Source organism: Actinoplanes utahensis (assembly GCF_016862455.1).
Classification (GTDB): Bacteria; Actinomycetota; Actinomycetes; order Mycobacteriales; family Micromonosporaceae; genus Actinoplanes; species Actinoplanes utahensis.
Genome location: NZ_BOMZ01000048.1, coordinates 124,424 through 149,936, shown reverse-complemented (window position 1 = coordinate 149,936; position 25,513 = coordinate 124,424). Strand labels below are relative to the sequence as shown.

General features: G+C 70.5%; 28 protein-coding genes. 13 read left to right on the top strand and 15 right to left on the bottom strand.

What is annotated here, in order from left to right; translation table 11 throughout:
* Positions 1-86: 86 nt before the first annotated feature.
* The 3 genes from Aut01nite_RS18695 to Aut01nite_RS18685 are packed head-to-tail and all read left to right on the top strand — an operon-like array spanning position 87 to position 2,637.
* On the top strand, positions 87-743 hold the full coding sequence (locus Aut01nite_RS18695) for a ribonuclease FAU-1 family protein (RefSeq protein WP_043528695.1): 657 nt from the start codon (positions 87-89) through the stop codon (positions 741-743).
* Positions 740-1,984 (top strand): hypothetical protein, encoded by a 1,245-nt coding sequence (locus Aut01nite_RS18690; protein ID WP_152628904.1) that lies wholly within the window; start codon positions 740-742, stop codon positions 1,982-1,984. Before Aut01nite_RS18695 ends, Aut01nite_RS18690 begins: the two co-directional genes overlap by 4 nt.
* Entirely contained in the window at positions 1,939-2,637 is a 699-nt protein-coding gene (locus Aut01nite_RS18685) for a DUF6461 domain-containing protein (protein ID WP_052164159.1), read from the top strand. Before Aut01nite_RS18690 ends, Aut01nite_RS18685 begins: the two co-directional genes overlap by 46 nt.
* Before the next feature lie 155 nt (positions 2,638-2,792).
* Here the strand turns inward: Aut01nite_RS18685 and Aut01nite_RS18680 are convergent, their stop codons facing one another.
* Positions 2,793-3,944 carry a sensor histidine kinase gene (locus Aut01nite_RS18680; protein ID WP_236642916.1) on the bottom strand — a complete coding sequence of 384 codons (1,152 nt, stop codon included), beginning with the start codon at positions 3,942-3,944 and terminating at the stop codon, positions 2,793-2,795.
* A gap of 235 nt (positions 3,945-4,179) precedes the next feature.
* Positions 4,180-5,199, bottom strand: a complete 1,020-nt coding sequence (locus Aut01nite_RS18675) for a YxiH-YxzG fusion protein (protein ID WP_052164160.1) — start codon at positions 5,197-5,199, stop codon at positions 4,180-4,182.
* A gap of 178 nt (positions 5,200-5,377) precedes the next feature.
* Here Aut01nite_RS18675 and Aut01nite_RS18670 point away from each other — a divergent pair, with 178 nt between their 5' ends.
* On the top strand, positions 5,378-5,767 hold the full coding sequence (locus Aut01nite_RS18670) for an SPW repeat domain-containing protein (protein ID WP_152628905.1): 390 nt from the start codon (positions 5,378-5,380) through the stop codon (positions 5,765-5,767).
* 73 nt (positions 5,768-5,840) lie between these two features.
* Positions 5,841-7,670 carry a sensor domain-containing diguanylate cyclase gene (locus tag Aut01nite_RS18665; RefSeq protein WP_043528700.1) on the top strand — a complete coding sequence of 610 codons (1,830 nt, stop codon included), beginning with the start codon at positions 5,841-5,843 and terminating at the stop codon, positions 7,668-7,670.
* A gap of 37 nt (positions 7,671-7,707) precedes the next feature.
* Here the strand turns inward: Aut01nite_RS18665 and Aut01nite_RS18660 are convergent, their stop codons facing one another.
* Complete coding sequence (locus Aut01nite_RS18660; protein ID WP_152628906.1) at positions 7,708-7,899, bottom strand: hypothetical protein; 192 nt, start codon at positions 7,897-7,899, stop codon at positions 7,708-7,710.
* 296 nt (positions 7,900-8,195) lie between these two features.
* Between Aut01nite_RS18660 and Aut01nite_RS18655 the strand changes: the two genes are divergently transcribed.
* Both Aut01nite_RS18655 and bfr read left to right on the top strand, forming a co-directional pair.
* Complete coding sequence (locus Aut01nite_RS18655) at positions 8,196-8,384, top strand: (2Fe-2S)-binding protein (protein WP_043528701.1); 189 nt, start codon at positions 8,196-8,198, stop codon at positions 8,382-8,384.
* 55 nt (positions 8,385-8,439) lie between these two features.
* Positions 8,440-8,919 (top strand): bacterioferritin, encoded by a 480-nt coding sequence (gene bfr, locus Aut01nite_RS18650; protein ID WP_043528703.1) that lies wholly within the window; start codon positions 8,440-8,442, stop codon positions 8,917-8,919.
* Here the strand turns inward: bfr and Aut01nite_RS18645 are convergent.
* The 3 genes from Aut01nite_RS18645 to Aut01nite_RS18635 all read right to left on the bottom strand — a co-directional run bounded on the left by Aut01nite_RS18645 (position 8,897) and on the right by Aut01nite_RS18635 (position 11,896).
* Positions 8,897-9,514 (bottom strand): DivIVA domain-containing protein, encoded by a 618-nt coding sequence (locus Aut01nite_RS18645; RefSeq protein WP_043528705.1) that lies wholly within the window; start codon positions 9,512-9,514, stop codon positions 8,897-8,899. The two genes, bfr and Aut01nite_RS18645, sit on opposite strands and share 23 nt — an antisense overlap.
* Positions 9,515-10,015: 501 nt before the next feature.
* Positions 10,016-10,453: a hypothetical protein gene (locus Aut01nite_RS18640; protein WP_152628907.1), complete on the bottom strand. Its 438-nt coding sequence runs from the start codon at positions 10,451-10,453 to the stop codon at positions 10,016-10,018.
* A 120-nt stretch (positions 10,454-10,573) separates the two neighbouring features.
* The gene (locus Aut01nite_RS18635) at positions 10,574-11,896 is read right to left on the bottom strand and encodes an aspartate aminotransferase family protein (protein WP_043528708.1); all 1,323 of its coding nucleotides are present in this window, start codon (positions 11,894-11,896) and stop codon (positions 10,574-10,576) included.
* 83 nt (positions 11,897-11,979) lie between these two features.
* Between Aut01nite_RS18635 and Aut01nite_RS18630 the strand changes: the two genes are divergently transcribed.
* A complete protein-coding gene (locus Aut01nite_RS18630; protein ID WP_043528710.1) occupies positions 11,980-12,861 on the top strand; it encodes a LysR family transcriptional regulator in 882 nt (293 codons plus the stop codon).
* Here the strand turns inward: Aut01nite_RS18630 and Aut01nite_RS18625 are convergent.
* Positions 12,842-13,714, bottom strand: a complete 873-nt coding sequence (locus tag Aut01nite_RS18625) for an alpha/beta fold hydrolase (protein WP_043528712.1) — start codon at positions 13,712-13,714, stop codon at positions 12,842-12,844. The genes Aut01nite_RS18630 and Aut01nite_RS18625 overlap by 20 nt on opposite strands.
* Positions 13,715-13,886: 172 nt before the next feature.
* Between Aut01nite_RS18625 and Aut01nite_RS18620 the strand changes: the two genes are divergently transcribed.
* Positions 13,887-14,060 carry an alpha/beta hydrolase family protein gene (locus Aut01nite_RS18620; RefSeq protein ID WP_161790691.1) on the top strand — a complete coding sequence of 58 codons (174 nt, stop codon included), beginning with the start codon at positions 13,887-13,889 and terminating at the stop codon, positions 14,058-14,060.
* A gap of 12 nt (positions 14,061-14,072) precedes the next feature.
* On the opposite strand, the gene Aut01nite_RS18615 is transcribed toward Aut01nite_RS18620, so the two are convergent.
* The gene (locus Aut01nite_RS18615) at positions 14,073-14,441 is read right to left on the bottom strand and encodes a MerR family transcriptional regulator (RefSeq protein WP_043528749.1); all 369 of its coding nucleotides are present in this window, start codon (positions 14,439-14,441) and stop codon (positions 14,073-14,075) included.
* Between the two features lie 58 nt (positions 14,442-14,499).
* On the opposite strand from Aut01nite_RS18615, the gene Aut01nite_RS18610 reads away from it, so the two are divergent.
* On the top strand, positions 14,500-15,189 hold the full coding sequence (locus Aut01nite_RS18610; protein ID WP_043528713.1) for an SDR family oxidoreductase: 690 nt from the start codon (positions 14,500-14,502) through the stop codon (positions 15,187-15,189).
* A gap of 232 nt (positions 15,190-15,421) precedes the next feature.
* On the opposite strand, the gene Aut01nite_RS44835 is transcribed toward Aut01nite_RS18610, so the two are convergent.
* From Aut01nite_RS44835 to Aut01nite_RS18595, 3 genes are all read right to left on the bottom strand, one after another.
* Complete coding sequence (locus tag Aut01nite_RS44835) at positions 15,422-15,778, bottom strand: hypothetical protein (protein WP_204037576.1); 357 nt, start codon at positions 15,776-15,778, stop codon at positions 15,422-15,424.
* A 1,220-nt stretch (positions 15,779-16,998) separates the two neighbouring features.
* Positions 16,999-17,676 carry a SprT-like domain-containing protein gene (locus Aut01nite_RS18600; RefSeq protein ID WP_043523324.1) on the bottom strand — a complete coding sequence of 226 codons (678 nt, stop codon included), beginning with the start codon at positions 17,674-17,676 and terminating at the stop codon, positions 16,999-17,001.
* 146 nt (positions 17,677-17,822) lie between these two features.
* Entirely contained in the window at positions 17,823-18,653 is an 831-nt protein-coding gene (locus tag Aut01nite_RS18595; RefSeq protein ID WP_043523323.1) for an aldo/keto reductase, read from the bottom strand.
* 39 nt (positions 18,654-18,692) lie between these two features.
* Between Aut01nite_RS18595 and Aut01nite_RS18590 the strand changes: the two genes are divergently transcribed.
* Positions 18,693-19,259 carry an RNA polymerase sigma factor gene (locus Aut01nite_RS18590; RefSeq protein WP_043523322.1) on the top strand — a complete coding sequence of 189 codons (567 nt, stop codon included), beginning with the start codon at positions 18,693-18,695 and terminating at the stop codon, positions 19,257-19,259.
* The gene (locus Aut01nite_RS18585) at positions 19,256-20,317 is read left to right on the top strand and encodes a hypothetical protein (RefSeq protein WP_043523320.1); all 1,062 of its coding nucleotides are present in this window, start codon (positions 19,256-19,258) and stop codon (positions 20,315-20,317) included. The genes Aut01nite_RS18590 and Aut01nite_RS18585 overlap by 4 nt, the downstream gene beginning before the upstream one ends.
* 79 nt (positions 20,318-20,396) lie before the next feature.
* Here Aut01nite_RS18585 and ybiA read toward each other — a convergent pair whose 3' ends face one another.
* On the bottom strand, positions 20,397-20,870 hold the full coding sequence (gene ybiA / locus Aut01nite_RS18580) for a riboflavin biosynthesis intermediates N-glycosidase (protein ID WP_043523319.1): 474 nt from the start codon (positions 20,868-20,870) through the stop codon (positions 20,397-20,399).
* A gap of 274 nt (positions 20,871-21,144) precedes the next feature.
* Here ybiA and Aut01nite_RS18575 point away from each other — a divergent pair, with 274 nt between their 5' ends.
* On the top strand, positions 21,145-21,942 hold the full coding sequence (locus tag Aut01nite_RS18575; RefSeq protein ID WP_052163340.1) for a phosphotransferase enzyme family protein: 798 nt from the start codon (positions 21,145-21,147) through the stop codon (positions 21,940-21,942).
* A gap of 506 nt (positions 21,943-22,448) precedes the next feature.
* Here Aut01nite_RS18575 and Aut01nite_RS18570 read toward each other — a convergent pair.
* From Aut01nite_RS18570 to Aut01nite_RS18560, 3 genes are read right to left on the bottom strand one after another with little or no spacing between them, the layout of a single operon-like run.
* The gene (locus tag Aut01nite_RS18570) at positions 22,449-23,078 is read right to left on the bottom strand and encodes a response regulator (RefSeq protein WP_043523317.1); all 630 of its coding nucleotides are present in this window, start codon (positions 23,076-23,078) and stop codon (positions 22,449-22,451) included.
* A complete protein-coding gene (locus Aut01nite_RS18565) occupies positions 23,075-24,226 on the bottom strand; it encodes a sensor histidine kinase (RefSeq protein WP_043523316.1) in 1,152 nt (383 codons plus the stop codon). Before Aut01nite_RS18565 ends, Aut01nite_RS18570 begins: the two co-directional genes overlap by 4 nt.
* The gene (locus Aut01nite_RS18560; protein ID WP_043523314.1) at positions 24,210-25,331 is read right to left on the bottom strand and encodes a DUF418 domain-containing protein; all 1,122 of its coding nucleotides are present in this window, start codon (positions 25,329-25,331) and stop codon (positions 24,210-24,212) included. Before Aut01nite_RS18560 ends, Aut01nite_RS18565 begins: the two co-directional genes overlap by 17 nt.
* Between the last annotated feature and the right edge of the window lie 182 nt (positions 25,332-25,513).

Below are 25,513 nucleotides of genomic sequence, written 5' to 3'. Positions count from 1 at the left end.
AGGCTGAAGGCGATGGCGGTGAGGCGCCGTTCGTCCACGACGCTCCATGCGCCGTGAGATCAGCCGCCGACCGATATCTTCACGGCATGTCTGTCACGTTCGAGCCTGGCGAGACGATTCTTCTCCGGCACTGGCAACGCGACCACATCGCCTTGGTGGTGCCGCTCCGGGTGATCGAGGACGACGGTGACAGTGTCCTGCTGTGGGTGCCCGCCGGGAGCCGCGGGTGGCACTTCCGGATGCCGGACGGCCGGACCATGCCGCAGACTCCGCTGCCGGAGTGGTCCGTTTCCCGGAAGTCGCCGGCGCCGCACACGATCGACGAGGGTCTGCTGTGCCGGCATTGGCGTGACCGGGACTATTCGATCCGTTGGGTCTTCACCGCCGGCGGCCGCTTCACCAGGTGGTACGCGAATCTGGAGGCCCCGTCGGTCGCCTGGCGTGGCTCCGGCCTGGCCGGTGTCGACACGTCCGACTGGGACCTGGACGTGGTGATCCACGCCGACCGGGCCTGGGAGTGGAAGGACGAGGAGGAGTTCGCGGAGCGGCTCTCCATGCCGGAGTCGTATTGGGTGGACGACGAGGATCGGGTCCGCCAGGCCGGCAAGGACGTGATCGCGCTGGCCGAGGCCGGCGCGTTCCCGTTCGACGGCACGTGGTGCGACTTCCGTCCGGACCCCGGCTGGCCGGCGCCGCCGGCCGAGCTGCCCGAGGGCTGGGACCGGCCCCGGAGCAGCCGGTGACCGAGCTGACCGCACTGGCCGCTTTCGCCGCCACTACCGTGCCCGTGCCGGCGGAGCGGATCCCGGCGGCGCCGGCGCGTTATCTGGGCCGGTCGGCCGCGCCGGAGGAGGCCGATCCGATGACGTTGACCGGCCGCCGGTTCCGGAAACCGGACAACGGCGAGCCGGAGTGCCTGGCGGCGCTGCGGTCGGTCGGCGAACCGCTGGCGGAGCGCCTGCTCGGCGCGCTGGAACGACCGGTCGCCCGGCACGCCTGGAGCACCGCTCCGGAACTGGTGGCAGGTCTGCCGGCGGCGTTCTCCGGCAGGTTCGGCTGGGGGTCGGTGATGGGCGGCTATCAGAGCGAGGCGACGGAGACGCCGAGGCTGCTGGACCGGCTGCGCCCGGGCCTGACCGAGCGGGCCATGACCCTGACCCGGGAACTCGCGGCCGATCCGGGCGTCGCGCCGCTAATGGCCGTGCGGGTGTGCGGTGACGAACCGGCGATCGCCGCGGCGCACGGCGCGGTGTATCTGGCGCTGGCCGTCACGGTCGCCGGCGCCGTGATCCACCAGGCGCATCCGGTGCCGGTCGTCGACCCGGTCGCTGCCACCGTAGGGCTGGGCACGGGCATCGCGGCACTCCTGCTGCAGGAGGCGCCCCTGCCGGCCGGGTACCAGGAGGCGCTGCTCACCAAGATCCGGGAGAGCTATCTGATGCCACGCCATTCGTCGGGGCACCTCAAGATCATCGGGCACCAGTTCGGTCTCACCGAAGGCGCGTTCCCCCGCATCTCGGACTTCTCGCGGAACGGGCTGGTCGCTGTGGGCGACGGCGGCGTGGTGGTACGAACCGGAATCGCCGACGGCAGCGCACGGGTCGACCTGCAGATCATCGACGCGCCCTCGAAGGACACGGCTCCGGAGAAAGGCTCCCCGGAAGACCCGGACCCGGGAAACACGGCCCCAGAGAACGCGGCCGCGGAGAAGGGCTCTCCGGAAGACCCAGACCCAGGAAACAAAGCACCGGAGAAGGCGGCCTCGGAGAACGGGTCCGTGGAAGAGCCGAGCCCAGCACTGGACCCGGGCTGGGACGACGTCGTCGAGGTCAGCTGGCGGGCAGCCGAGGGCCGGGCGTCGGTGACCGCCCCGGACGGCTCGAGCAGCGGGGCCTGCTCCGGGAGACTCCTCCGTGGCCGGGCCACTACCGGATCCGGGTGCACGCGCGGGGCCGGGACGAGGGCGTGGAGAGTTACCGGCTGACGATGTGGGCCGCTCCGGAGGCGCCCGAGACCGTGCTGAAACGCACCGACCGGCTCGGTCATCGGCTGCGCGGCGAGCCCGAGCCGAACCTGCCGCCTGAGCACGCCTACCGCTGGGTGCAGAACAGCAGCCTCTCGGTGGCGGCGACCGTCACGGTCGTCACCGGTTCGACGGCGCGGCAGGTGTTGCCGGCGTTCGGCGCCGACCCGGATCTTCCTGAGCAGGCCCAGGTCATCGCGCGGGAGCAGGCGTTGCGCCGCACCTACGAGCAGTGGGTCACCATCCTGGAGACCGGCGACGCGATCCTGGTGGTCGAGGACAACGGCTACCGCGGCGCGGACCCGGAGGTGCTGCAGGCGGCGTCGGCAGGCGGCCGGGCGGCGAGCATGTTCTGGAACGTCAACGCCCTCACCCGGCTCTCCTTCGCCGAGTTCGGCCGGCTGCTGGCCTCCCATGAGCCGTTCGGCAGTGAGATCTGGCCGCCGGTGGTGACGCCCGCCGTCGCCGGCCTGGACTTCGGCAAAGGAGAGCCGGGTGACCGCATCGGCAAGGGCCTGGTGGCGGTCGAGCGTTTCACCGGCCGCGGCCTGACACCTGCCGACCTCACCGCCGTGAAGCAGACCGGCCTCGGCTACCGAATAAGAGGCAACTGAGGAGCCACCCGACAAGGGGCAGCCGAGAAAACCACCGGACGAGAGACAACTGAGGAAACCACCCGACGAGAGGCAGCTAGAAAGGCACCGGACGAGAAGCCGATGAGGAGCAGCCGGAAGAGAACCTGAGGAGGTGCCGCCGGAGCAGAGAGGGGTCAACCGGAGAGAGCAGCCGCCGGGAATGTGATCACCATGGCGACGCCGGGTTCGCGGGCCTCCGCGAACGCCTGACCCCCGTGGGCGGCCGCGAGTTGCCGCACGATCCACAGTCCGAGCCCGACCGACTCCGGCCCCTCCCCCGCGAACTGCCCGAACAGCCGTGGCCGCAGGGCCTCCGGGATCCCGGCGCCGTGGTCGCGCACTTCCAGGCGATCGATCGCGCCGTCGCGGCGGAACGTCACCAGCACCGGTGGTTTGCCGTACCGGAGCGCGTTGGTCACCAGGTTGAGCAGGATCTGTTCGAAGCGCTGCTTGTCGACGTAGACGGTGAGGTCCGGGTCGATGTCGGCGCTCACGTCGGCGTCCTCGCGCACATAGGAGAGGGCGTCCTTGACCAGCACCGCGGCGGAGTGCCGGGCTCTGTCGAGTTTCAGCTGGCCGGAGCTGTCGATGCGCTGGATGTCGAGGAGCCCGTCGGCGAGCCGGGCGATCCGGGCGGTCTGCCGCATGGCGGCGTCGAGCATTCGGGCGGTCTGTCCGGTCGCGGTCTCCCGCAGATCCTCGAGGACCAGGTGTACGGTGCTGAGCGGCGCCCGGACGTCGTGGGCCAGCGAACTGATCATGGCGGCCCGCCATTGCTCGATGCGGGCCAGCCGCATCCGGTCGTCGCGCAGGTGGCGGGCTTGCGATTCGATCAGGAACGCGACCGACACGGCGGCCGGCAGGAAGACGACGGCGCTGCTGACCACGAGCGGCGGCTGGCCGGTCAGGATCAGCGGCACGAGGTAGGCGAGGGTGGCCGGCACCGTGAAGGCGGCCAGGATCCATCGCCGGAAGTGCAGGGCCGACCAGGCGTACAGGAGAACGAGGAAGGGCCCGGTGCCGGCCGCGACGCCGCCGAAGGACCAGGTGGAGAGGCCGAGGACGGCGAAGCCGGCCAGGCCGAGCAGCGCCGGCGAGTTCGCGCCGAAGCGGTCCCACGGCAGGAACAGGCCGGCGAGGGTGAGCACGAGGTCACACGCGGTGACGGTGAGTAGCCGTCCGGCGAGGTGGGGTGTGTTCAGGATGCCGAGCAGCCCGAGCAGCCCGGCGACGGCGAAGAGCACGGCGGCTTGCCGGGCCGCCGCTCGCGGTCCGGTTCCCAGCACGCGAAAGGGACCGTTTTGCACAGTTTCATGAGCATAAACGGTGATGCCACGATCAGCGGCCACGCCGCCGACCTGCACCGCCTGATCACTTGCGGTCTACCGGACTTCTCTCTCACCCTTTCCGCGGTACGGGCCACGCACCGCGCCCGTGACTCCCCGCGGCTGCGGCAGGCGTCCCCTCACCACCGTCCCCCGGTGCCACTCATGCATGCCCCTTGCGGCCACCGCGGCAGGATCAGGGCAGATCGTCGAGGGTGAGCCGGTACCAGTCGGCGCCGACGAATAGGTGCAGGTCGGGACCGCGGGCGACGGTGCGGAAACGATCGGGCAACAGGTCACCGCCGGGCAGCACGAGGCGGTAGCGGCCGGTCTCGTGCAGGACCCCGTCACCGAGGGACGCGACGACCACCCGGTCCAGGTAGGCACGGTAGCCACCGATCAGCCCGACCCGGCTGCCGTCCGCGATCAGGCCCTTCACACCGGTGGCCAGTCCGTTGGCCCAGGTGGTCACGGCGCCGTCGCTCACCCGTACCACGGGGAAGTCGGTGTAATAGCAGGCCCAGGCCGTCTCACCGCTGACGTTGAGGGCGTAACAGTCGTCGATCGCCTTGTCACCGGGGAACTCCCAGGCCGGCTCGCCGCCGGGACCGAAGCGGACCAGGCCGGACTCGCCCAGTGGCTCCGGGCCGGGACCGCCCCAGCCGCAGTTGCCGTACACGCCCTCGTCGAAGTACCCGGCCCAGATCTGCCCGGACGGCGTGGTGAGGAGGTGCTCGATGCCGTCACCGAGGGTGTGTTCGCTGAGCCGGCCGCCGTCCGGGCCGTAGACGATCGCGTTGCGGTCCGGGCCCTCCGGCCGCCACCGGCAGCGCGCCCCCACCACCAGGAAACGGCCGCCGGGCAGCGGCTGCACCGTCGCATGCGCCACCGCCAGCGCCGCGACGTCGACGACGGTGGTGACCGCGTCCGGCGAGTGCACCGCGATCCGCGCGCCGGCCGGGCGGGCCGACCGCGCGTCGGGGAACGTCGCCCAGCCGGGCTGGACCGTCACCGAGTTCACGCCGTCCCGGTCGGCCTCGGCGCACCACAGCGTGACCGCCTCCCCGGCAGGGCCGACCGACAGCGCCAGCAGCACGTCCCCGTCCCGCGGAACCGTCAGCCCGCCGTGCCGCCGCAACTCCAGGGTGGGCAGGTCGCACATCTCGGCCAGTTCCCGCGCGTCCCGCTCGGCGACGGCCTTCTCCGCATCCGACATCCGCTCATTCGACCACGTCGATCAGGCCGCTTCCCCGCCGCCCGGACCCGAAGGCCGAGCAGGGTGTTTTGTCCGGGTCGTGGGCGTTAGTCCATGAGTGCGAATCCGCCGAAATCCACCCCGCCGTGATGCCAGACTTTCCGCAGGTCATCAGGCTCCGACGGGAGGAACGCCTCCGATGAACGTCCACATCCACCCCTCCGCCCGCCGTCTTGTTGACGAGATGGCGCACACCCCCGGCGAACTGCTGGTTCTCGCCGGGTTGTGGCTCACGTCCGCCCCGCTCGTACTCGACCACGCCAAGGCCGGTCTCGCTTACCCCGGCCTGAACGACGTGGCGGTGGGGCTCTCGATCGTCGCGCTCGCTCTGATCCGGGTGCTGCACATCCGGCACACCGCGGCGCTCGCACTGATCAGCGCCGGCCTCGGAGCGTGGCTGCTGGCCGCGCCGTTCGTTCGCGGTTACCAGGAGCTGTCGCCGCTCGCCACCGCGAACGACATCGCCATGGGTCTCGTCGTGATCGCCCTGGCCGTCGCCAGCTGGCGCGGTCACGACAAGCACGCGTAGCCGTCGCTTTCCTTCAGATGGCGCACCCGCCTGCCGACAGACCCGCAAGGGCCGAGGGGAGGCGGGTGCAGCCATGACGGACACGATCCAGCGCCGTGACGCCGCCACCCGATGGATCCGCGGCGCCGTCGCCGCCGTCTACTGCGCCCTCGCCGTCACCAACTTCCTCACCCTGACCGGCACCGCCCGCACGGTGATGACCCTGCTGGACGTCGCCACCGCGGCGCTGATGGCGCTCGCCACCCTGCGCCCGCGCCTGGCCGGGCCCGGCCGCAGCCGCGGCGAGTGGCTGGCGTTCCTGCCGGTCGCCGACAGCGTGGCCCAGGTGGCCGTGACCGGGCAGCTGCACTACAGCATCACGCTGATGCTGACCCTGCTGGCGATCGGCGCCGCGGTCACCTCGCGGCTGATCGCCGCGTCGGCCGCCCTGGCCGGCTGCGTCGGCTGGATCGCCACCGTGACGTCCCTGGATCACCTGCGGGTTCCCGAGCTCGGCTACTACAGCGTGCAGATGGCGTTCGCGGCGGCGCTGGGCGTGCTGCTGCACGAGGCGCTCCGCCGCCGCCAGCGACAGCTCCGGGCCGTCCACGAGCAGGCCCGGACCGTGGCGCACCGGTTCGAGGAGCTGTTCAAGGCCTCGCCGACCGGGGTCGCGATCGCCGACGGGACCGGATGCGTGGTGTCCGCGAACCCGGCGTTCTGCGCGCTGGTGGGCCGGGACGACGTGCTGGGCGCGGACCTCGGGCCGTACCTGGCCGCGGACGGCAGCGAGGACGGCACCCGGGAGGTGATCCGGCCGGACGGGTCGGTGCGGTGGGCGTACCTGACGGTCGGCAACAGCGAGGTCGGCGGGCAGCCGTGGACGCTGGTGCAGTTGCAGGACATCACCGACCGGCATCTGGCCGAGGAGGCGGTCCGCGACTCCGACCGGCTGCTGGCGGCGGTGGCCGCCGCGGCACGGCGGATCCGTACCGGTGAGGACGCCCGCACCACGATCGTCGCCGCGATCCAGGATCTGGCCGCCGCCGACAACGTCACGCTGCTGGAGCCGCCACCCACCGGGCCACCCCGGGAACTGGTCGCCACCATCGCCACCGGCGCCGACGTTCTCGGCACCCGGGTTCCGCTGGACGGGCCGTCGATGATCGCGCACACCTACCGCAGCGCCGAGCCGGTCTTCATCGCCGACGCCGACGGTGACCCGCGCGTCTCGGCGGCGCTGCTGCGCCTGGTGCAGAGCCGGTCGATGCTGTGGCAGCCGGTCATCGCCGAGGGCCGGGTCATCGCGGTGCTCGCCGTGGGCTGGAAGCGCCGGGTCGACTCGGTCAGCGATTACCGCACGCGCGCCGTCGGCCTGCTCGCCGACGAGACCGCGCTCGCCCTGGAGCACGAGAAGCTGCTGCGCCGGCTGGAGGCGATGGCGTTCACCGACATGCTGACCGCGCTGCCGAACCGGCGGGCGTGGCAGGAGACCATGGACCGGATGATCGCCCGGGCCGGGCAGGACGGCGCGCCGCTGACCGTGGCCATCGCCGATCTGGACCACTTCAAGCGCTACAACGACACCCGGGGGCACGCCGCGGGCGACGAGCTGCTGCGGCAGGCCGCTGCGGCGTTCGCGAGCGAGTTGCGCGCGGACGATTTCCTCGCGCGCTGGGGTGGTGAGGAGTTCGTCGTCGCGTTGCCGGCGACCGGAACGTCACCGGCGGTCGAGGTGCTGGACCGGCTGCGGGCCGCGACGCCGGACGGCCAGACCTGCAGCATCGGGGTGGCCACCTGGAACGGCACGGAGACCGTCGAGCAGCTGCTCCAGCGGGCCGACGAGGCGCTCTACACCGCCAAGAACGAGGGCCGGAACCGTATTCACGCGATCGCCGAAGCCCTCACCACACGCAATTCCTAGGTGCCGCACAGGCTGTTCTCATGTGCGATTCGGCTAATCACGGGCGCGGGAAGTGGCGGTGCAGATCGTCGACGTCCTCGACGTTCTCCACGCGAGGATCCGGATCGTGGTCCAGGCCGCCCTCCTGCTCCGGCTGCCGGAGCTCGGACATCACCTGAGCAGCGGTCCAGCGGGCATGGGAGACGCGAGCTCCGAAGGATTCCAGAGCGTGGCGGACGGCAGCAGACATGGACCTCTCCAAAACGTGACAGCCCACCGGGAAAAGGCATCGGGGAATCGCTTTCCTGACATTAGGAAAGTCGCCGGAGCAGTGTCAAGAAATAGCGACGGCCCGCGCTAATCGCACATGCTGATCCTAGTGGACGCACAGTCCTCGCACAGATGACTCACGCGAATCCGGCCCGGCGCACCCTTATCGAGAAATCTCGATGAGCGGAGCCTCGTCACAGATCCGGGGCTTGCGTGAGCTGGGTTTTTAGGGAAACCTAACGAAGGTAAGGCTAAGCTATTGGAGACCCGCGCTCGATGTTCGTATGCATTTGTTACCACGTTCGCGAGCGTGAAGTCCGCTCCATCATCCGCTCCGGTGCGCACACCGAAGAGGCCGTCGGCGACGCCTGCGGCGCCGGCACCGGCTGCGGAAGCTGCCTGGAACGTATCTGTGACCTGATCGAGGAGGAGACCGCCGACACGCGCCTACCACTAGTCGCTTAGCGTCACCGAGCCGTTACGCTGAACCTCAGTTAAGCCATAACTGGGGGTATTTGGCATGCAAGGCGACGCCCGTGTCATCGAGTTTCTGAACGAACAGCTCACCGCGGAACTGACCGCTATCAACCAGTACTTCCTGCATGCCAAGATGCAGGAGAACTGGGGTTACACCGTGCTCGCGAAACACACCAAGCACGAATCCATCGACGAGATGCGGCACGCCGAGGTCCTCACCGACCGGATCCTGTTCCTCGAGGGACTGCCCAATTACCAGAAGCTGTCCGTGCTGCGGATCGGCGAGTCGGTCAAGGAGCAGTTCGAGTGCGACATGAAGATCGAGGTGGAGGCCGTCGACCGGCTGCGCCGCGGCCTGGAGCACATGCGCTCCGTCGGTGACGTCACCTCGGCCCGCATCTTCGAGGACATCCTGACCGACGAGGAGCACCACGTCGACTATCTGGAGACGCAGCTCGCCCTGATCGAGAAGCTCGGCGAGGCGTTGTACCTGCAGAACGTCACGGAGCACCCGGAGGCTTAGCCGGCGCGCCGCCGTCCATGGCCCGCAGTCGGTGGGTCAGCTCGGCGGCCACCGCCTTGCGGTGGAAGTCGGCCGTCACGGTGAGCTCCTGGATGCGGGACAGGGCCGCCGCACGTTTCGCGGCCAGTCCGGCGATCTGCTCCGCGTGGGAGTGCCGGGCGTCGGCGACGATCGTCGACGCCCGCAACTCCGCGTCACTGACCACCTTGCCGGCTTCGGTGGCCGCCTTCCTGAGGTGGTCCGCCGCCTCACGGCGGGCGTCGTCCAGGTGCTCCTCAGCGGTACGCCGGGCGAGCCGCAGAAGCCCCGTCTCCTCGGATCCCGGCGTCCCGGCCCGCGCCTGCGCCAGTTCCGCCCGTAGTCGCTCGACCCGGGCCTGCGCCTGCTCGTACTCACGCCGCAGCCGCTCCAGATGCCCGGCCAGGTCCTCGTGCTGCAGGCGCAGCGCGAGCGCCTCGTTCTCCGCGGCGAGCCGGCGCATCTCCTCGGCCACGCCCTCCAGGAATGCGTCGACCTCGTCCTCGTGATAGCCACGCGCGCCCGACGCCGGCGCCCGGAAAGCGATGCCGTCGACGTCAGCGGGGGTGATCGACACGGGTTGCTCCTTGCTTTTCCTGACCTGTACGGGTGCGGGGCGGGACAGTGCACGATCCCGCACCGACGCGCGCACGCCAGCGGACGACCGGGGGTGGCACCGGCTCGATCGCTCAGCCGTGCGGTCGTGCCACCGCGGGCACACACGCCTCCGATGATCCGTCAGGACGTCCATCGACGCAGCTCGAGACACATAGTGACCCGCGTCGTCACGAAGTGAACGCGACCTCGGTTCCGATGTCAACATCCCGTATCCGATAGGACTCCTCACAGTGATCATGGGCTCTTCCCCACCCGCGAGTCCGTCGAGAGGTTCACCGCCGACGACCCCTTCGTCCGCCACGGCGTCGTCGCCGCCTTCGAGATCCGCGAGTGGAAAGAGGTCCTCGCCTGACCTCCGCGGCGCCTCCGGCCGGCGCACGGGAAACCCGGACGTCGCGGCCGGTGACCGATCGGCGCGCGACCGAGGGCGACTCCACCGGCACTGACGGTGTCGTGCGGGTCAGGGGTCGAGGCGGCGATAGACCTCGCCGCAGATGTCGATGCAGCGTGCCAGCACGACGTCGGCCGTGAGGTCCTCCGAGACGGTGCACTCGAACACGTCACGATCGACCCGCTCGACCGCGGTGATCCACGGCTGCGCCGAAAGGTGCTCCTCGACGATGTCGCTGCCCCCGTACGACAGGTCGAAGAGGCAGCGCACCGACTCGTCGACCGCGAAGGTCCACTTCCTGCCGTCGGCTGTGGAGACGGACAGATAGAGGGGAAGCTCGACGAGGTACGGCTCCTGGTACGGCAGCCGCGCCACCGCTTCGGCCACCACAGGCCGCCCGGCCAGTTGCTCCCCGGTGTAGTAGTCGACGCCGTCGTCACCCCGGTAAGGCTCGACACCGTCCACCGCGTAGCCCGGGCGCGGGGGCGTTCGCCGGAACCATCTCATGGCTCACCATTGAACGCCGCCGTGCCGCGCGACGACACCCGTAGGGCGACGGTAGCTCCTGCCGGTGGAGGACGGCCGTCGTACGCGGGCCGCCCGCGACAACCCTGTCGACGTCAGGCGTCATGCGCGGCGGAACTCCCCACGCTGGGAACAGTCGGTGATCGCCTGGTCCAGGATCTCCAGGCCCAGATCCAGTTCGGCGTGCGTCGAGGTCAGGGCCGGGGCGATCCGGAAGACGCCGCCCATCGCCGGGAGCTGGACCACGTTCATGTGCAGGCCCAGCTCCAGGCAACGCCGGGTGACCGCGGCGCCGAGCTCGTTCGCCGGCTGCCGGGTGTCCCGGTCGAGCACCAGCTCCAGGCCGACGAGCAGACCGCGGCCCCGCACGTCCCCGATGGCCGGATGCCGTTCGGCCAATTCCAGCAGACCCTTGCGGAGGTACGCGCCGAGCTCCGCGGCCTGCTCGTCCAGCCGGTCGGCGGTGAGCACGTCGAGGACGGTGTTGCCGACCGCGGCGACGAGCGGGTCGGAGACGTGCGTGGTGAAGAACAGGAAACCCCGGTCGTGGGCGGCCTGCTCGATCGCGGCGCTGGTCACCACGGCGGCCAGCGGCAGGCCCGCGCCGAGCGTCTTGGACAGGGTCAGGATGTCCGGGACGACGTCGTCGCGCTGGAAGGCGTACCAGTCCCCGGTCCGGCACAGCCCGGTCTGCGCCTCGTCCAGGATCAGCAGCCCGCCCCGCTCGTGGACCCGGTCCCGCAGCGCCGCCAGATAACCCGGCGGCAGGTCGATCACCCCGCCGGAGCTGAGGATCGGCTCGACGATGCAGGCCGCCAGGCTGCCCACCGACTGGGCGTCGAACAGCTCGAACGCGAAGTCCAGGTGCCGCCGCCAGTCCAATTCGCCGTTCGGGGTGGTGAAGTCCGGCCGGTACGCGTTCGGCGTCGGGATGGCGAAGTTGCCGGGTGCCGCCGGACCGTACCCCTTGCGTCCCGAGCTGTAGGTGGCGCCCGCCGCCGCCTGCGTCATCCCGTGCCACGACCGGGCGAACGAGATGACCTCGTGGCCGCCGGTGACGAGCTTCGCCATCCGGATCGCCGCCTCGTTCGACTCGGCGCCGGTGGTGAGCAGCTGCACCTTCTCCAAGGGATCCGGAAGCGACGCGGCGAGCCGCCGGGCCAGATCCACGACCGGCCGGCTGAGCATGCCGCTGAACAGGTGGTCGAGGGTAGCGGCCTGCCGCTGGATCGTCTCGACGACGGCCGGATGGGAGTGGCCGAGGATCGCGCTCATCTGCCCGGACGTGAAGTCCAGCAGGCGGCGGCCGTCGGCGGTCCAGACGAAGCTGCCCTCGGCGCGCTCGATGATCTCCGGCACGAAGCTGCCCGCGCCGGAGTAACGGATCAGGTGACGGTCGGCGTCGGACCAGAACGAATCAGCCATGCCCCGACGCTAGAAGTCCGGTGTTGGGCAGGTCCATCTCACATTCTCACCGTGGCTGTTAAGCGGAGCCGTACAGTGCGGGCGTGACGCTGAATCCGTGGCGGCTGCGGCTGCTGGCCGACCTGGCGACGTACGGGACCGTCCGCGCCGTCGCCCAGCGCGGCAACCTCAGCCCGTCGGCGGTGTCCCAGCAGCTCGCGACCCTGGAGCGGGAGACGCGTACCGCGCTGCTGGAACGCACCGGCCGCCGGGTCCGGCTGACCGCCGCCGGGGTGCTGCTGGCCAGCCGGGCCCGGGAGATCCTGGCCGCCATGGACGCCGCCGAGGCGGAACTGCGCGGGCTCGCCGACGAGCCCGCCGGGACGGTCACCCTCGCCGCGTTCCAGAGCGCCGTCCACGCCCTCGCCGAACCGGCGGTCGCCGCCCTGGCCGCCCGGCATCCCGACGTGACGGTGGTGCTGCTCGAATCGGAACCGCACGACAGCATGCCGGCGCTGCGCCGCGGCGAGGTCGACGTGATCATCACGACCGCCGACTTCGCGGGCGCCGAACTCGACCCCGCCATCGACCTGGTCCCGATCGCCGCCGACGAGATCGTCCTGGTGCTGCCCGACGGGCATCCGCTGACCGGGCACGAGGCGGTCGCCCTGCACGCCTGCGCGGACCAGCGGTGGACCTTCGACGTGGCCGGCTCCTACATGTCGGCGCTGGCCACCCGCCTGTGCCGGGAGTCCGGTTTCGAACCGGCGGTGATCTGCCGGTTCAACAACTACATGCTGGCGCTGCGGCACGTGGAGAAGGGCGCGTCGATCACGCTGCTGCCGAGCCTCGCCGTAGACCCGCGTTACCAGGTCGCGACCCGCCCGCTCACCCCGCCGGTGACCCGCCGGATCATCGCCGCGGTCCGCCGCTCCCCCACCCCGCGCCCGGAGATCAGCGCCGTCCTCACCGCGCTGCGCTCCTGAGGAACTCCCGCAGCTCACCGGCCACCTGCTCGGGCGCCTCCTCGGCCTGGTGGTGCCCGCTGTCGATCCGCCGGTGCCGCAACGGCCGCGCCAGCCACGGCGCCCAGATCGCCGCCGGATCGCCGTGGATGTCGATGTCGTCGTGCACCGATTCGAGCAGCATCGTGGGACACCGGACCTGCCGGCCCGCGGCCCGGTCGGCCTCGTCGTGCCCACGGTCGATGCCGAGACCGGCCCGGTAGTCCTCGCACATGCCGTGCACCACGTCCGGGTCGCGCAACGCCGCCCACACGTCCGCATGGTTGCCCTCGCCGATCACTTCCGGACCGGGCGTCCGATACCAGCCGTCCGGGTCGGCGTTGATCAGCGGCTCGGCCGGTTTCTCGGTCTGCCCGAGGAACCACCAGTGCCACCACACCCGAGCGAAGGTGGCATCGGTGCGTTCCAGGTGCTCGACCACCGGCAGGCCGTCCATGACCACCAGATGGGTCACCGCCCGCGGGTGATCCATCGCGGTGCGGAACGCGGCGAGGGCGCCACGGTCGTGCCCGGCGACCGCGAACCGGTCGTGACCCAGGTGCGCCATCAGCCGGACCACGTCGCGGGCCATCTCCCGCTTGGACGACTGGGCGTGATCGGGACGATCCGGCGGGACGGTGGACCTTCCGTACCCCCGCAGGTCGGGTGTGACCACGAAGTGGTCGGCGGCCAGCAACGGCGCGACCGCATGCCAGGTGGTGTGGGTCCGCGGATGCCCGTGCAACAGGACCACCGGCACACCGGAGCCACCGTGCCGGAACCGCAGCGAGACGTCATCGAGGTCGAGCCGGTCGAGCTGAAAAACGTCGAACATCGATCCGACGTTACCGCTGTCCGTTCTCGGTCGCCCACTGACAGATCGCGGCGAGCGGCCCCGCCGATCCCCGGTTGCGCGCGGTCATCGGGATCGCCGGCGCGTACAACAGCCCCGCCCGGTTCGCCGCCGGCGACCCGGAAGGGTACCGGCGGTCGCCCCGCTGCTGCTGGTGCACGGCCGGGTCGACGACTACTGCCCGCCGGAACTGGCCGAGGCCACCTATGCCGCGGCCGCCGGGCCGAAGTCGATGGTGTGGCTGGACGCCGCCCGGCACATCGACCTGTACGACGTCGAGCCTTACGTCACCCGAGCCGCCGACTTCCTGCACACCATGAAACCGTAGGAGGGGTGGCGCCTATGCGGCCCGGTGCACGCAGCCGTTGTCGGTGCGGTACGTGGACCGGATCACCTCGTCGAGCCGATCCCGGGTCCGGGTCAGCTCGGCGATCTGCCCGTCGATGCGGTCGCGCTCGGAGGCCAGCCGGGCCCGCGACTCCGGGGTGCTCACCCCGGCGTCCACGCAGGGCAGCAGCTCCGCGATGGTGCGGCTGGTCAGACCGGCCGCGTACAGCATCTGGATGAGCCGCACCCGCTCGACGGCCGGCGCCGCGTACCGGCGCTGGCCGCTCCCGCTGCGCTCGGCGTGCAGGAGACCCTGCTCCTCGTAGTACCGCAGCGCGCGCACGCTGACCCCGGCCCGCTCCGCGAGTTCGCCGATCCGCATGGTGACCTCCATCCCACGACTTGCCTCTGACGTCAACGTCAGGTCCTAGCGTAGCCACATGCAGATCAACGGAGCGATCGCCCTGGTCACGGGCGCAAATCGCGGTCTCGGACGGCAGTTCACCCAGCAGTTGCTCGAACGCGGCGCGGCCAAGGTGTACGCCACCGCCCGCCGTCCCGAGCTGATCGACATCCCGGGCGTGGAACCGTTGCGCCTGGACATCACCGACCAGTCCAGCATCGCCGCGGCCGCCGAGGTCGCCACCGACGTCAACCTGCTCATCAACAACGCGGGTGTGTCCACGTACACGAATCTGGTCACCGGCGACCTCGACAAGATCCGCCTCGAGATGGACACCCACTTCTGGGGCACGCTGGGAATGATCCGGGCGTTCGCACCGCGCCTGGCCGGCGGCGCCATCCTCAACGTGCTGTCCGCGCTGTCCTGGTTCAACACCGACGGCGCCACCGCCTACGGCGCCGCGAAGGCCGCCGCATGGAACCTGACCAACGGTGTCCGCCTGGAACTGGCAGGGCAGAAAACCCTGGTCACGGGGGTGCACCTGGGTGCCGCGGACACCGACATGATGGCCGGCTTCGACATCGAGAAAGCCGATCCGGCAGATGTCGTACGGGCCGCGCTGGACGGCGTCGAGCAGGACCTGATGGAGGTGGTCGTCGACAAGTGGAGCGCCATGGTGAAGGCCTCGCTGGCCGAGGACCCGAGCCGGTTCTACACCCTGCCTTGAAACTGGCCCGGCGCGGTGACCGACACCGGTCACCGCGTCTGGCCACCGCGTCCGGTCACCGCGTCCGGTCACCGCTCCGATCCCGCCACCATCACCACCAGGCCGAACACGGCGTCGACCGGGACGGACACCGGCGCGCGGTCCGGCTCCCGGAGCGGCCGGCTCGGCGTCGCCGTCGGATCGGTGGTCACGGTGTCGCGGCCGGGACACCGCCGGTAGCGGTATCGCGGCGTTATGGGCCTCTTCGTGAGTGTCGACGCCGATGAGCACGTCGGCGAGGTCCGCCGGCATGGGCATGCGTTCTTCCTTGCCCGGTGTGGAGGCGGCGAGGCTCGCCCGGAGACGGCGGACCTGAACGGCGGTCGGGCTCCTGATCAAGCCACTGTCTCCGGGCCGACCCGGCCCGGACCTGGCCGGACCCGGCCCGAACCTGGCCGGACCCGGCCCGAACCTGGCCGGACCCGGCCCGAACCTGGCCGGACCCGGCCCGGCCCTGGCCGGACCCGGCCCGGCCCTGGCCGGCGGCAGCGGCAGCGGCAGCGGCAGCGGCAGACGGACAAATACCTTCAAGGTGCCGAGTTGAGGTCAACAGTCACCGTCACTGCCGCCGGCTCATCCCCAGCGAGCCGACACCAGCCACACAATCAGAGCCGTCTCCGAAGCGGCCAGAGACAGCCGAGCACGATCTGCCATTGCGCGGACGATCCTGCCCTGAAGGGAGGTCAAGCGATTCCGGGAATGCTTGGAAAATGATTATGGTTGATCCACTGCTTACACTTTCGGACTCCGGCCTGGGACAATATACGGGTGGGGCAGATGTCATTGTTCAGTCGGGCGGAGACTGCGGCTCTGCGGGATCGAACCAAGGCCCGGAATTACGATCCCGAGCGCGAGGAGTTTCGGCGTGAGCACAAGATTCGTCGTGATTGGGGCCTGAAGCGACGCCATGCCGAGAAACTCCGGCGACTGCGGGAGAGCGGTGCCGTGTCGCTGCTGCCGCCTGCCGCTGGGAGCATTCCGGCGGAGGTCGCGCCGAGGGCCGCACGGCCGGCGGCGCCGCCACCACGAATCACCTCAGCGGCACAGGTGCAGTCGCGCGCACGGCTGTCCTCTTCAGCGGCGGCAGAGGTGACAGTCCAGCGAGCCGAATCAGTTGTGGAAGAGGACGGCGCAGGGCCTCGAGCAACGGAGACAGCGGCGCAGTCGCAAACGTCGGCCACGGCAAAGAGGAGCCGGTCCCAAACTTCGGCCACGGCGAAGACGAGCCAGTCGGAGACGCCGGCCACGGCGAAGACGAGCCAGTCGGAGACGTCGGTGAAGCAGGTGACAGGACCGGCAGCGCGACCCGCGGCGAGGGTGTGGCACCAAGCCATCCCGGGTCGCGAGACCGCGACGAAGCGGGTCTGCCATGGGACGGTTACGTGGGCGGCAGCCTCTTCGGTGGCAGAGGGTTCGCCGGGGGTCAAGCAGAGGCGATTCGACGCGCATTCGTGGTGGCGGGAGTCACGGGTCCCCGGGTTATCCGGCGGCGAGACCTTATTGAATGAGTGTGGCCATTGCGGGATGGCGGTTGCGGTGACACTCATTGTTTTCCGGCGTGGAACGGTTCGCTGTGGTCACCGTGCGGTGGTGATTGGTTGTTCAGGTCTTTGTTTTTCGGCTCCACGAATTGTCGCTGGCGAGGGCTTTCGGTGGGGGTGGATGATTGCCGGTTCCTCCGAGTGGGATCGAGTTTCGGAAGGCGGATCGGTGCGCCTGCCCGGTGTGTCGCTGGGCCCGGGCGGGGCGCTGAGGGTGGGTGTGCGGCGGTCAGGGTGCGGTGGGTTCGACCATGGTGAAGGAGGCTTGGAGGAGGCCCGCTTCGGTTTGCACGTGGAAGCGGGTACGGCCCTGTTTGACGATGGTTCCGGTCAGGCCGCCGTACTTTCCCGCGCCCTTCAGGCGGACGTGGTCGCCGACGCGGGGCAGCGGTGGCGTGGCGTCCGTGGTGGATCGGAGGCCGTTCAGTTCGGCGGTGTAAGCGGGGAGCATCGGGGCGGGACGGCCGCGGTAGGTCCACTCGTACACGGCGGAGCGGTCGAAACGTGGGGAGCACCGGCCGCACGAGCGGACCCGGGTGGGGCGGCGGTGGGCGGTGGTGCGGTGGCCGGCGGGGCAGGTGCCCTGCCAGTCGCCGTCGACGCGGGGGACGTCCTCGGGGACGCAGCGGGTGCCGGAGCAGCCGATCCGCCGGGCGATCGTTCGCCACACGTCGTCGTGGCCGTGGCCGGGGCCGGCGAGGGCGTGGGCGATCTCGTGCAGGACGGTCTCGGTGACCTGCTCGGGGGTGTGGAGGCGGGTCAGCGGGCGGGACAGGCCGATCTCTCTCCGGTCGGGACGGCACACCCCGGCGCGGGTCTTCGCGTCGTCGAAGGTCAGCCGCCAACCGGTGAGGCCGTGCTTCTTCATCAGGCCGGCGGCCAGGTCACGTGCCTCCGTCGACTTCACGCCGTGCTCCCTCGTGCGCCGCGTCACCGGGCGGGCATGCTGGTGCGGGTCGCGTCGTACCCCCGCGCCGGTGACGTGTCCTACTGCTCCGGCTGTACGGTATCCGCACCTCGACGATCCACGACATCAGCGGTGTCGCGCCCCGGTCACGCCGGTTCGAGGTCGTCCAGGAGCGCGCGGTGGGCGGCCGACAGCCGGACATCGGCGGCGGCGACGTTCTCCTCGAGATGGGCGAGACTGGCGGTGCCGGGGATCGGCAGCATCACCGGCGAACGGGCGAGCAGCCAGGCCAGCGCCACCTGGGTGGCCGTGACGCCCAGTTCGGCGGCCACGTCGGCGACGGCCGCCCGCGCCCCGGAACCGCCCGCGGCGGTCGGCCGCCACGGCAGGAAGGCGATGCCGGCAGTCTCGCAGGCGGCGAGAACCGGCTCGTGCTCACGGTCGAGGAGGTTGTAGCGGTTCTGCACGCTGACGATGTCGACGATCCGCCGGGCCTCGCCGAGCTGGTCCACGGTCACCTCGGACAGGCCGATCCGGCCGATCTTGCCGGCGTCCCGCAGTTCGCGCAGGGTGCCGACCTGGTCGGCGAGTGGCGTCTCCGGATCGATCCGGTGCAGCTGGAGCAGTTCGATCCGGTCCACCCGCAGCCGGGTCAGCGCCCGGTCGACCTGCTCGCGCAGCACCTCCGGCCGGCCGTCCAGCCGCCACTCCCCCTCCGGACCGGTACGGGCGACGCCGACCTTCGTCGTGATCAGCACGTCGTCCGGGTAGGGGTGCAGGGCTTCGGCGACGATCTCCTCGTTGACGCCACCGCCGTACAGATGAGCGGTGTCGATCAGGGTGACGCCCAGGGCGACGGCCCGGCGGAGCACCGCGAGCGCGATCCGGCGGTCCTGGGCGGTGAGGTGCATGGCGCCGAAACCGAGTCGCCGCACCGGAAGGTCCCCGCCGATACGGTAGAAGTCCGTCGATGTCATCGGCGTAACGCTAACCGATGGTCCGGACATGGATGTGACGTGAGTTCTGGGACCGAGCACGAGCAGCGTTTCCGGCATGTCTACGCGAGCAACTTCCCGGCACTGCTGGCGTACGCGTCACGCCGCGTCGACCAGCACGCGGACGCCTCGGATGTGGTCGCCGAGACGTTCCTGGTGGCCTGGCGCCGCAGCGGTGACCTGCCACCCGACGACGAGATACGACTGTGGCTGTACGGGGTGGCACGTCGCGTCCTGGCCAACCACCACCGGGGCGGAACCCGCCGGGAACGGCTGGGCGAACGGTTACGCCAGCGAATCACCGCGGTGGTGTCCCGCGACCCGGCCAGCGAGGTGCCGCAACGGCTGGCGGTGCGGGCGGCGCTGGCTCGCCTCGACGAACCGGACCGGGAACTGATCATGCTGACCACTTGGGAGGGCCTGCAGCCCCGCGAGGCGGCCGACGTGCTCGGGATCAGCGCCGGCGCGGCCCGGACCAGGCTGTCGCGGGCCCGCGCGCGACTGCGCGAACTGATCGGTGACGACCCGTACGTGGACGGACATGTACGTGACGTCCTGACCACCACCGCCCCGAAGGAGGAGCGATGAGTGACGAAGAGCTGGACCGGATGGTTCACGACGCCGACCCGTACCGGACCGATCTGATCGAGCGCCTCGGCGGGGCGGAGCAGACGCTCCTGGAGGAGATCATGTCCACGCCGGTGCTCGTACCCGTACCGAAGAAGGGTTTCGCCCGTCGTTTCGCCGGAGCCGTCGCGGCGGCCGCTGTCGTCACCGGGGTCATCGGGGCCACCACCCTGCTCGGTGACCGCGGCCGGGAGAACCCGGCTCCGTCGACGGCGCTGCCCAGCGCGCACTCCGGCGACTACCAGTTCGACCTGATGGCGGCGGAGAAGCTGCCGCGGCTGCTGATCGGCGAGCCGGGTTGGAAGATCACCACGGTGTACGGGTTCGCCGCGCAGACCGGAACCATCGAGTTCGTCGACGGCAACCGCCAGATCGAGATGAACTGGTATCCGGAGGAGCGGTACCGCTCCTTCTACGACAAGCGGGCCCGTGACGGGAAGCCGTCGGCGACCACGGTGGCCGGCACGCCCGCGCACATCCTGTCGTACGGCGCGAGCGAGTTCGGGGTGCTGGTCCAGCCGCGGGACGGGGCGTACGTCGAGATCCGCACCGGTTCCGGCTGGACCCGGGCCGGCGTGGAGGCACTGCTGAAGAAGGTCGAGCGGGTCGACGCGGCGGCGTTCCTGGCCGCCATGCCGCCCGAGGTCGTCACCCCGAGCGAGGTACGCGAGCAGGTACGGAAGGTGCTCACCGACGTGCCGATCCCGCCGGGCTTCGACGTCGCGGCCGTGCGGGTCGACGGCGCCAACGACGCGTACCAGTTCGGCGCCGAGGTGACCGGGCGGGTGACGTGCGCGTGGATCGGCGAGTGGATCCGCGCGGACAAGGCCGGCGACGCGGCGGCGACCGGCCGGGCGGCGGAGGCGTTGCGCAGCAGCACGCGGTGGCGGGTGCTCGAGGAGATGGAGGCTCAGGGGGCCTGGCCGAAGGTTCTGCGTGAGGTCGCCGCACAGGTGGCGTCCGGCGACGTGGACAACGGCTACCAGGGCGCGCTCGGCTGCGACAGCCCGAACAGATAGCGCGGAGTCCCACCGATGGTGGCGGTGAATTCCGCCCGCCACCATCCGGCGGGCCGGCTCTCAGGCCGGATCCGCCGGGTCACGAGCGGCGCGAAGACGGGTGACCGCCCCCCACGTCGGCGCGCAGCAGGGTGCGGGTGCGCATCAGAATTCGGCCGAGCATGTTCTTGCCGGTGCCGGTCCGGCCTCGACCCCAGTAGTGGTCGGCGCCGGTGTCCTCGACGATCTCGGCGTCGCCCGTGTCCAGCAGGACGGCCCGGATGTCGGCGTGAGCGGCGAACTTGGCCGCCACGGCCCGGCGCATCACATCGTCCTTGACCCGCTCCCAGTCACGGCGCAGCGGCTTGGACCGGTCACGGCCCAGTTCGGCGGCGCGCAGCGGGCCGGCCGCCCGGCGGATCAGTTCGGCGTGGCGGGTGCCGGCGAACTTCTGAGCCTGAAAGTAGTGCTCGGACGTCGGCCACCAGCGCCCGTCGAGGTCGAAACCGTGCGAGGAGAAGTTGGAGAAGCAGCCGTACGGAACCTCGTCGGCCCCGTAGAAGTAGATCGTCACCGTGGCCTCGCGGTAGGAAGTGGAGATTCACACGGTGCCACACATCGACGACGCGGCAACCGATTTCGCCACCAGGCCAACTGCATCCGCAGGTGTGATCGCGCCCGGCACCGTCCGTACCCGCTGACCGACGGACGTCACATCGTATTGCACAGCCACACCCAACGAAACGGATAGCGATCCTCCAACAGCATTCTCTTGCCGAATCGAGGATGTTGCCGTGGACGGAAAAGTCGGTGTTCCGTACGCCGTCACTCCACTCAGAATGCTGTCCATGAGTGATCACGATGCCGGTGCAGCGATCGAGCAGGAGGAAGTACTGCCAGGGGGCAGCATGGGTGGAGCCGTACGCGTAGGCGTCAGCGTCCGCCGCCGTTCCGGTGCCTGGAGCCCGACGATTCAACGACTCCTGCGGCACCTGAGACAGCATGGCCTGGACTGGGTACCCGAGCCCCTCGGGCGCGATCAGGACGGACGCGACAGCGTGTCTTACCTGGCCGGCGAAGTGCCGCAGTACCCGTTGCCGGACTGGATCTGGAACGAAGACGTTCTGACCGACGCAGCCCGGCACCTGGCCCAGCTGCACGCGGCCAGCACCGGCTTCGACACCACGAACGCGAGCTGGCAGATCTCTGCGCACCAACCGGTCGAGGTCATCTGCCACAACGACTTCGCCCCCTACAACATGGTCTTCGCCGATGGACGGCTCACCGGGGTCATCGACTGGGACACCGCCTCTCCTGGCCCACGAGTGTGGGATCTGGCCTACCTCGCCTACCGTTTGGTGCCCTTGACCGATCCGGCAAACGGTGACGGCCTGGACAGTGAGGTGGACGAGCGAGCCCGACGCCTGCGTCTGCTCTGTGACACCTACAGCCGCTACCTCGGCCAGGAATTGGACACGGCAGCCGTGCTTCCCGCCACCGTGCAGCGCCTGTATGACCTGGCCCATTTCACTCAAGCCCGCGCCGACGCCGGCCACGAGGACCTCCGCAGCCATGTCGACCTCTATCAGCGGGACGCCGCATGGATCATCGCCCACACCGCCAGCCTTACCGGTGGCGCAGGCTAAGGCCGTCAGCGTATGGCCTCGAATATCCGCAAATGCCGCTGTCCGCACTCGGGCCGGCCGCCGCCGTCCCGACCGGTGGTCGGCGGTGACAGGCCGGCGTCTGGTCGTGCCGAAGGGAGTTCGCTTTGACGCCTTCTGGACCAAGACGAAAAAGTCTCGACCATTGCTGTTCAGTCGCCGATGAACCAGAGGTGACGATGAGGCCGATCGCCGTAGGCCGCTATAAGGACGCCCAACGCGCGGGCGGTACTCTGCGCCAAGTCGTCAAGTTCGGGCTGGATCGTTGCCAGCTCCTCAAGCATCGCTGACATCTGCCTCCGGTTGACGATCGTTTTCCGTAGGGGTCGATGTGCGCAAGCATGGGGAATCTCTGGTGATCTGTTGGGCCAACAAAAGGGCCAAACCATCCAGTTGGCAACGGCCTCGCCGTCCTCGATGTAGTCGTCCTCCGGGCCGCCGTAGAAGTCCGCCGAGCAGACGATCGCATGGCCCGGGTACGACAAATTTCAGAGGATGCCGCGGCGGTGGGCGGCGGCGACCGCCGACGCCCGGTCGGGGACCTCCAGCTTGGCGTAGATGTGCAGCAGGTGCGTCTTGACCGTGGCCTCGCTGAGGAACAGCGCGGCGGCCGCCTCCCGGTTCGTGCGGCCCTCGGCGATCAGGGTGAGAACCTCGTGTTCCCGGGCGCTGAGCAGCGCCCGCGGCGCGGACCACTGCGGGCGCACCCGGGCCAGCAGCAGCGCGGCCACCGACGGGGACAGCACGGTCTCGCCGCGGGCGGCGGCCCGGACGGCCCGGAACAGGTCCTCGCGCGGGGCGTCCTTGATCAGGTAACCGATCGCGCCAGCCTCGATCGCCGGCAGCACGTCGGAGTCGGTGTCGTGGGTGGTCAGCACCAGGATCCGGGTGTCCGGGACGCGTTCCAGCAGCAGGCGGATCAGCGTGCCGCCGCTGGGCTCGGGCATCCGCAGGTCGGTCAGGATCACGTCCGGGCGCAGCGCCTCGGCCAGGGTCAGCGCCTCGGCGCCGCCGGCGGCCTCGCCGGTCACCTCGAAGTCGGGCTGGGTGCCGAGCATGCCCCGCAACCCGTCCCGCACCACCGGGTGATCGTCGACGACGAGCAGGCGCAGTGTCATCGTCGCGCCTCGATCAGCGGCACGGTCACACTGACCGTGGTCCCGGCACCGGGCCTGGACTCGATCTCCACCGAACCGGCGAGCGCGCCGGCCCGCTGCCGCAGCGCGGTCAGGCCGAAGCCGCGGGCGTCGGCCGGCGAGAAGCCGATGCCGTCGTCGTGCACGTCCAGGGCGATCACGTCCTCCATGTACGACAGGGTGACGTGCACCCGTCCCGCGGAGGCGTGCCGGCCCACGTTCGACAGGGCTTCCTGCGCGGCACGCAGCAGGGTCACCTCGCATGCGGAGTGCAGCGGCGACGGGGTGCCGGTGACGGTGAAGGTGGCGCTCACTCCGTACTGATCACTCCAGGTCTGGACCGTGTGGCCGATCGCCTCGCCGAGCCGCACATCGCGCAGCGGCCCCGGCCGCAGCGCGTCGATGGACCGCCGCACCTCCTGAAGGCTGGTCCGGGCCAGCGCACGGGCGGTGTCCAGGCGCCGCCGGTCGGAGTCGGAGGGTGTCGTCTCGAGGGCTTCGAGCTGGGTGACGATACCGGTGAGGCCCTGCGCGACGGTGTCGTGGATCTCGCGGGCCAGCCGGGCGCGTTCCCCGGCGACGCCGGCCTCCCGGGCCAGCCGGGCGTTCTCGACGGTCATCGCGACCAGTTCGCTGTTGACCTCGCGCCGCCGGATCGCCTCCCGCTCCATGGTGCGGACCATGCCGCCGAACAGTGCCGCGAGCGGCGTCGCCACCCCGAAGCTGATCAGTAGCGAGCCTGCGTCCGGGCCGGTCACCGCCAGGGTCGGCAGGTTCGCGGCGAACACGCCCGGGTAGGCCCACCAGCCGGGCAGTGCCAGGAAGGCGATCAGGTAGCAGGCCGGGACGAAGATCTGGAACGCGGCGTCGCGGTGCAGGAGGACGGCCGTGAGGGTGAGGACGGCGGCGAAGTAGCCGGCGTTCCACCAGGAGCGGCGCTCCCACCAGCCCGGATGGGCGACGATGAACCACCAGTGCAGGACCGCGAGGCCGCCGGCGACGACCAGGGTCAGCGCGTCGGCACGGCCGGAGACCAGGAAGACCAGACAGGCGAGGGCGAGGAGACCGTACGGGGCCAGCGCCCACGCCCGGTTCCATCGCCGCTCCCGCTGCTCATCCACGGACGTCACTCGTCGAACGGTACGTCAGCCGGCGCAGCAGCACCTCCGCCGGACCGCGCCGCGTCAGGGGTGCCAGCAGCACCGAGACCAGCCAGGTGAGCAGGGCGAACGCGGCGACCCCGGCGGCGCCGAGGGTGTCCCCCAGCCCGAGGCTGTACGGCAACGGTGTCAGCACCAGCACGAAACCCACCGATTGGAACAGGTACAGGCTGAGCGACCGCTGGCCGGCGGTGGCCAGCGCCCGCACGATCCGGCCGCGGCGCGAACGGATCGCGATCAGGCCGATCAGCGCCGCGTAGCCGAGCCCACCGGCGACCCCGGTGACCGCGTGCAGGGAATTGAGAGCCCAGAGCGCGTCCGTGTGCCAGAAGTGCCCCACGGCCAGCCCGATCGGCAGGCCACCGGCGACGGCGACGGCGAGACCGATCACCGCGGTACGGACCAGCAGCGTCCGGTGCGCCGCCGGGTCCGTGAGGATGCCGCGCCGGGCCGCCCACGTTCCGACCAGGACGGCGCTGCCCACGCCCGCCACACCGAACGGGGTGATCAACCACTCGACGGGGCGCAGGATCAACGCGGCGATCGGTTCGGCGGTCTCGAACGACCAGAAGAACGTCCGCTCCCCGGTGGACGGCATCGAATACGCCGCCCCCTGCAGCACGGCCACCACGACCAGCCACGCTCCGGCGAGGACGAGCAGCCGCCGGTCACCGGCCCGGGTCACGGCGAGCAGCAGGAAGCCGACGAGCCCGTACAGGCCGAGGATGTCGCCGGGGAACAGCAGCACGGCGTGCAGGAACCCGAACACGATCAGCCAGAGGCTGCGCCGTTTGATCACGGACTTGTCGTGGTGGCGTTGCAGGATCTGGAAGACGCCGTACGCGTAGAGGGCGGCGAACAGCGGGTACGCGCGGGCGTCGACGAGGGTCACGGTGAGCACGCTGACGATCCGGTCCGGCAGGCCGTTCTCGACGATGTGCTGCCGTACCCCGTAGGGCCGGCCGTAGAGGTAGAGGACCGAGTTGGCGAGGGCGATCAGGGCGAGCATCAGGCCGCGGGCCAGATCCGGGGCGAGCGCCCGGTCCCGCAGGCTGATGGATCCGGTGGCTGTCATGGTTCCAGCGTGTGGCCCGCCCGGCCGCGGCGAATCGACCGCCGCCGGGACCCTCGTCAACCGATCAGTCGATGCGCGTCACCGGCAGGTCGTGGATCCGCCCGTTGAAGTGCCTGGCGGGCCACGGCGTGACGTCGACTCCGCTCCCGCGGCACGATGGGACCCGTCGGCGATGCGGGAGT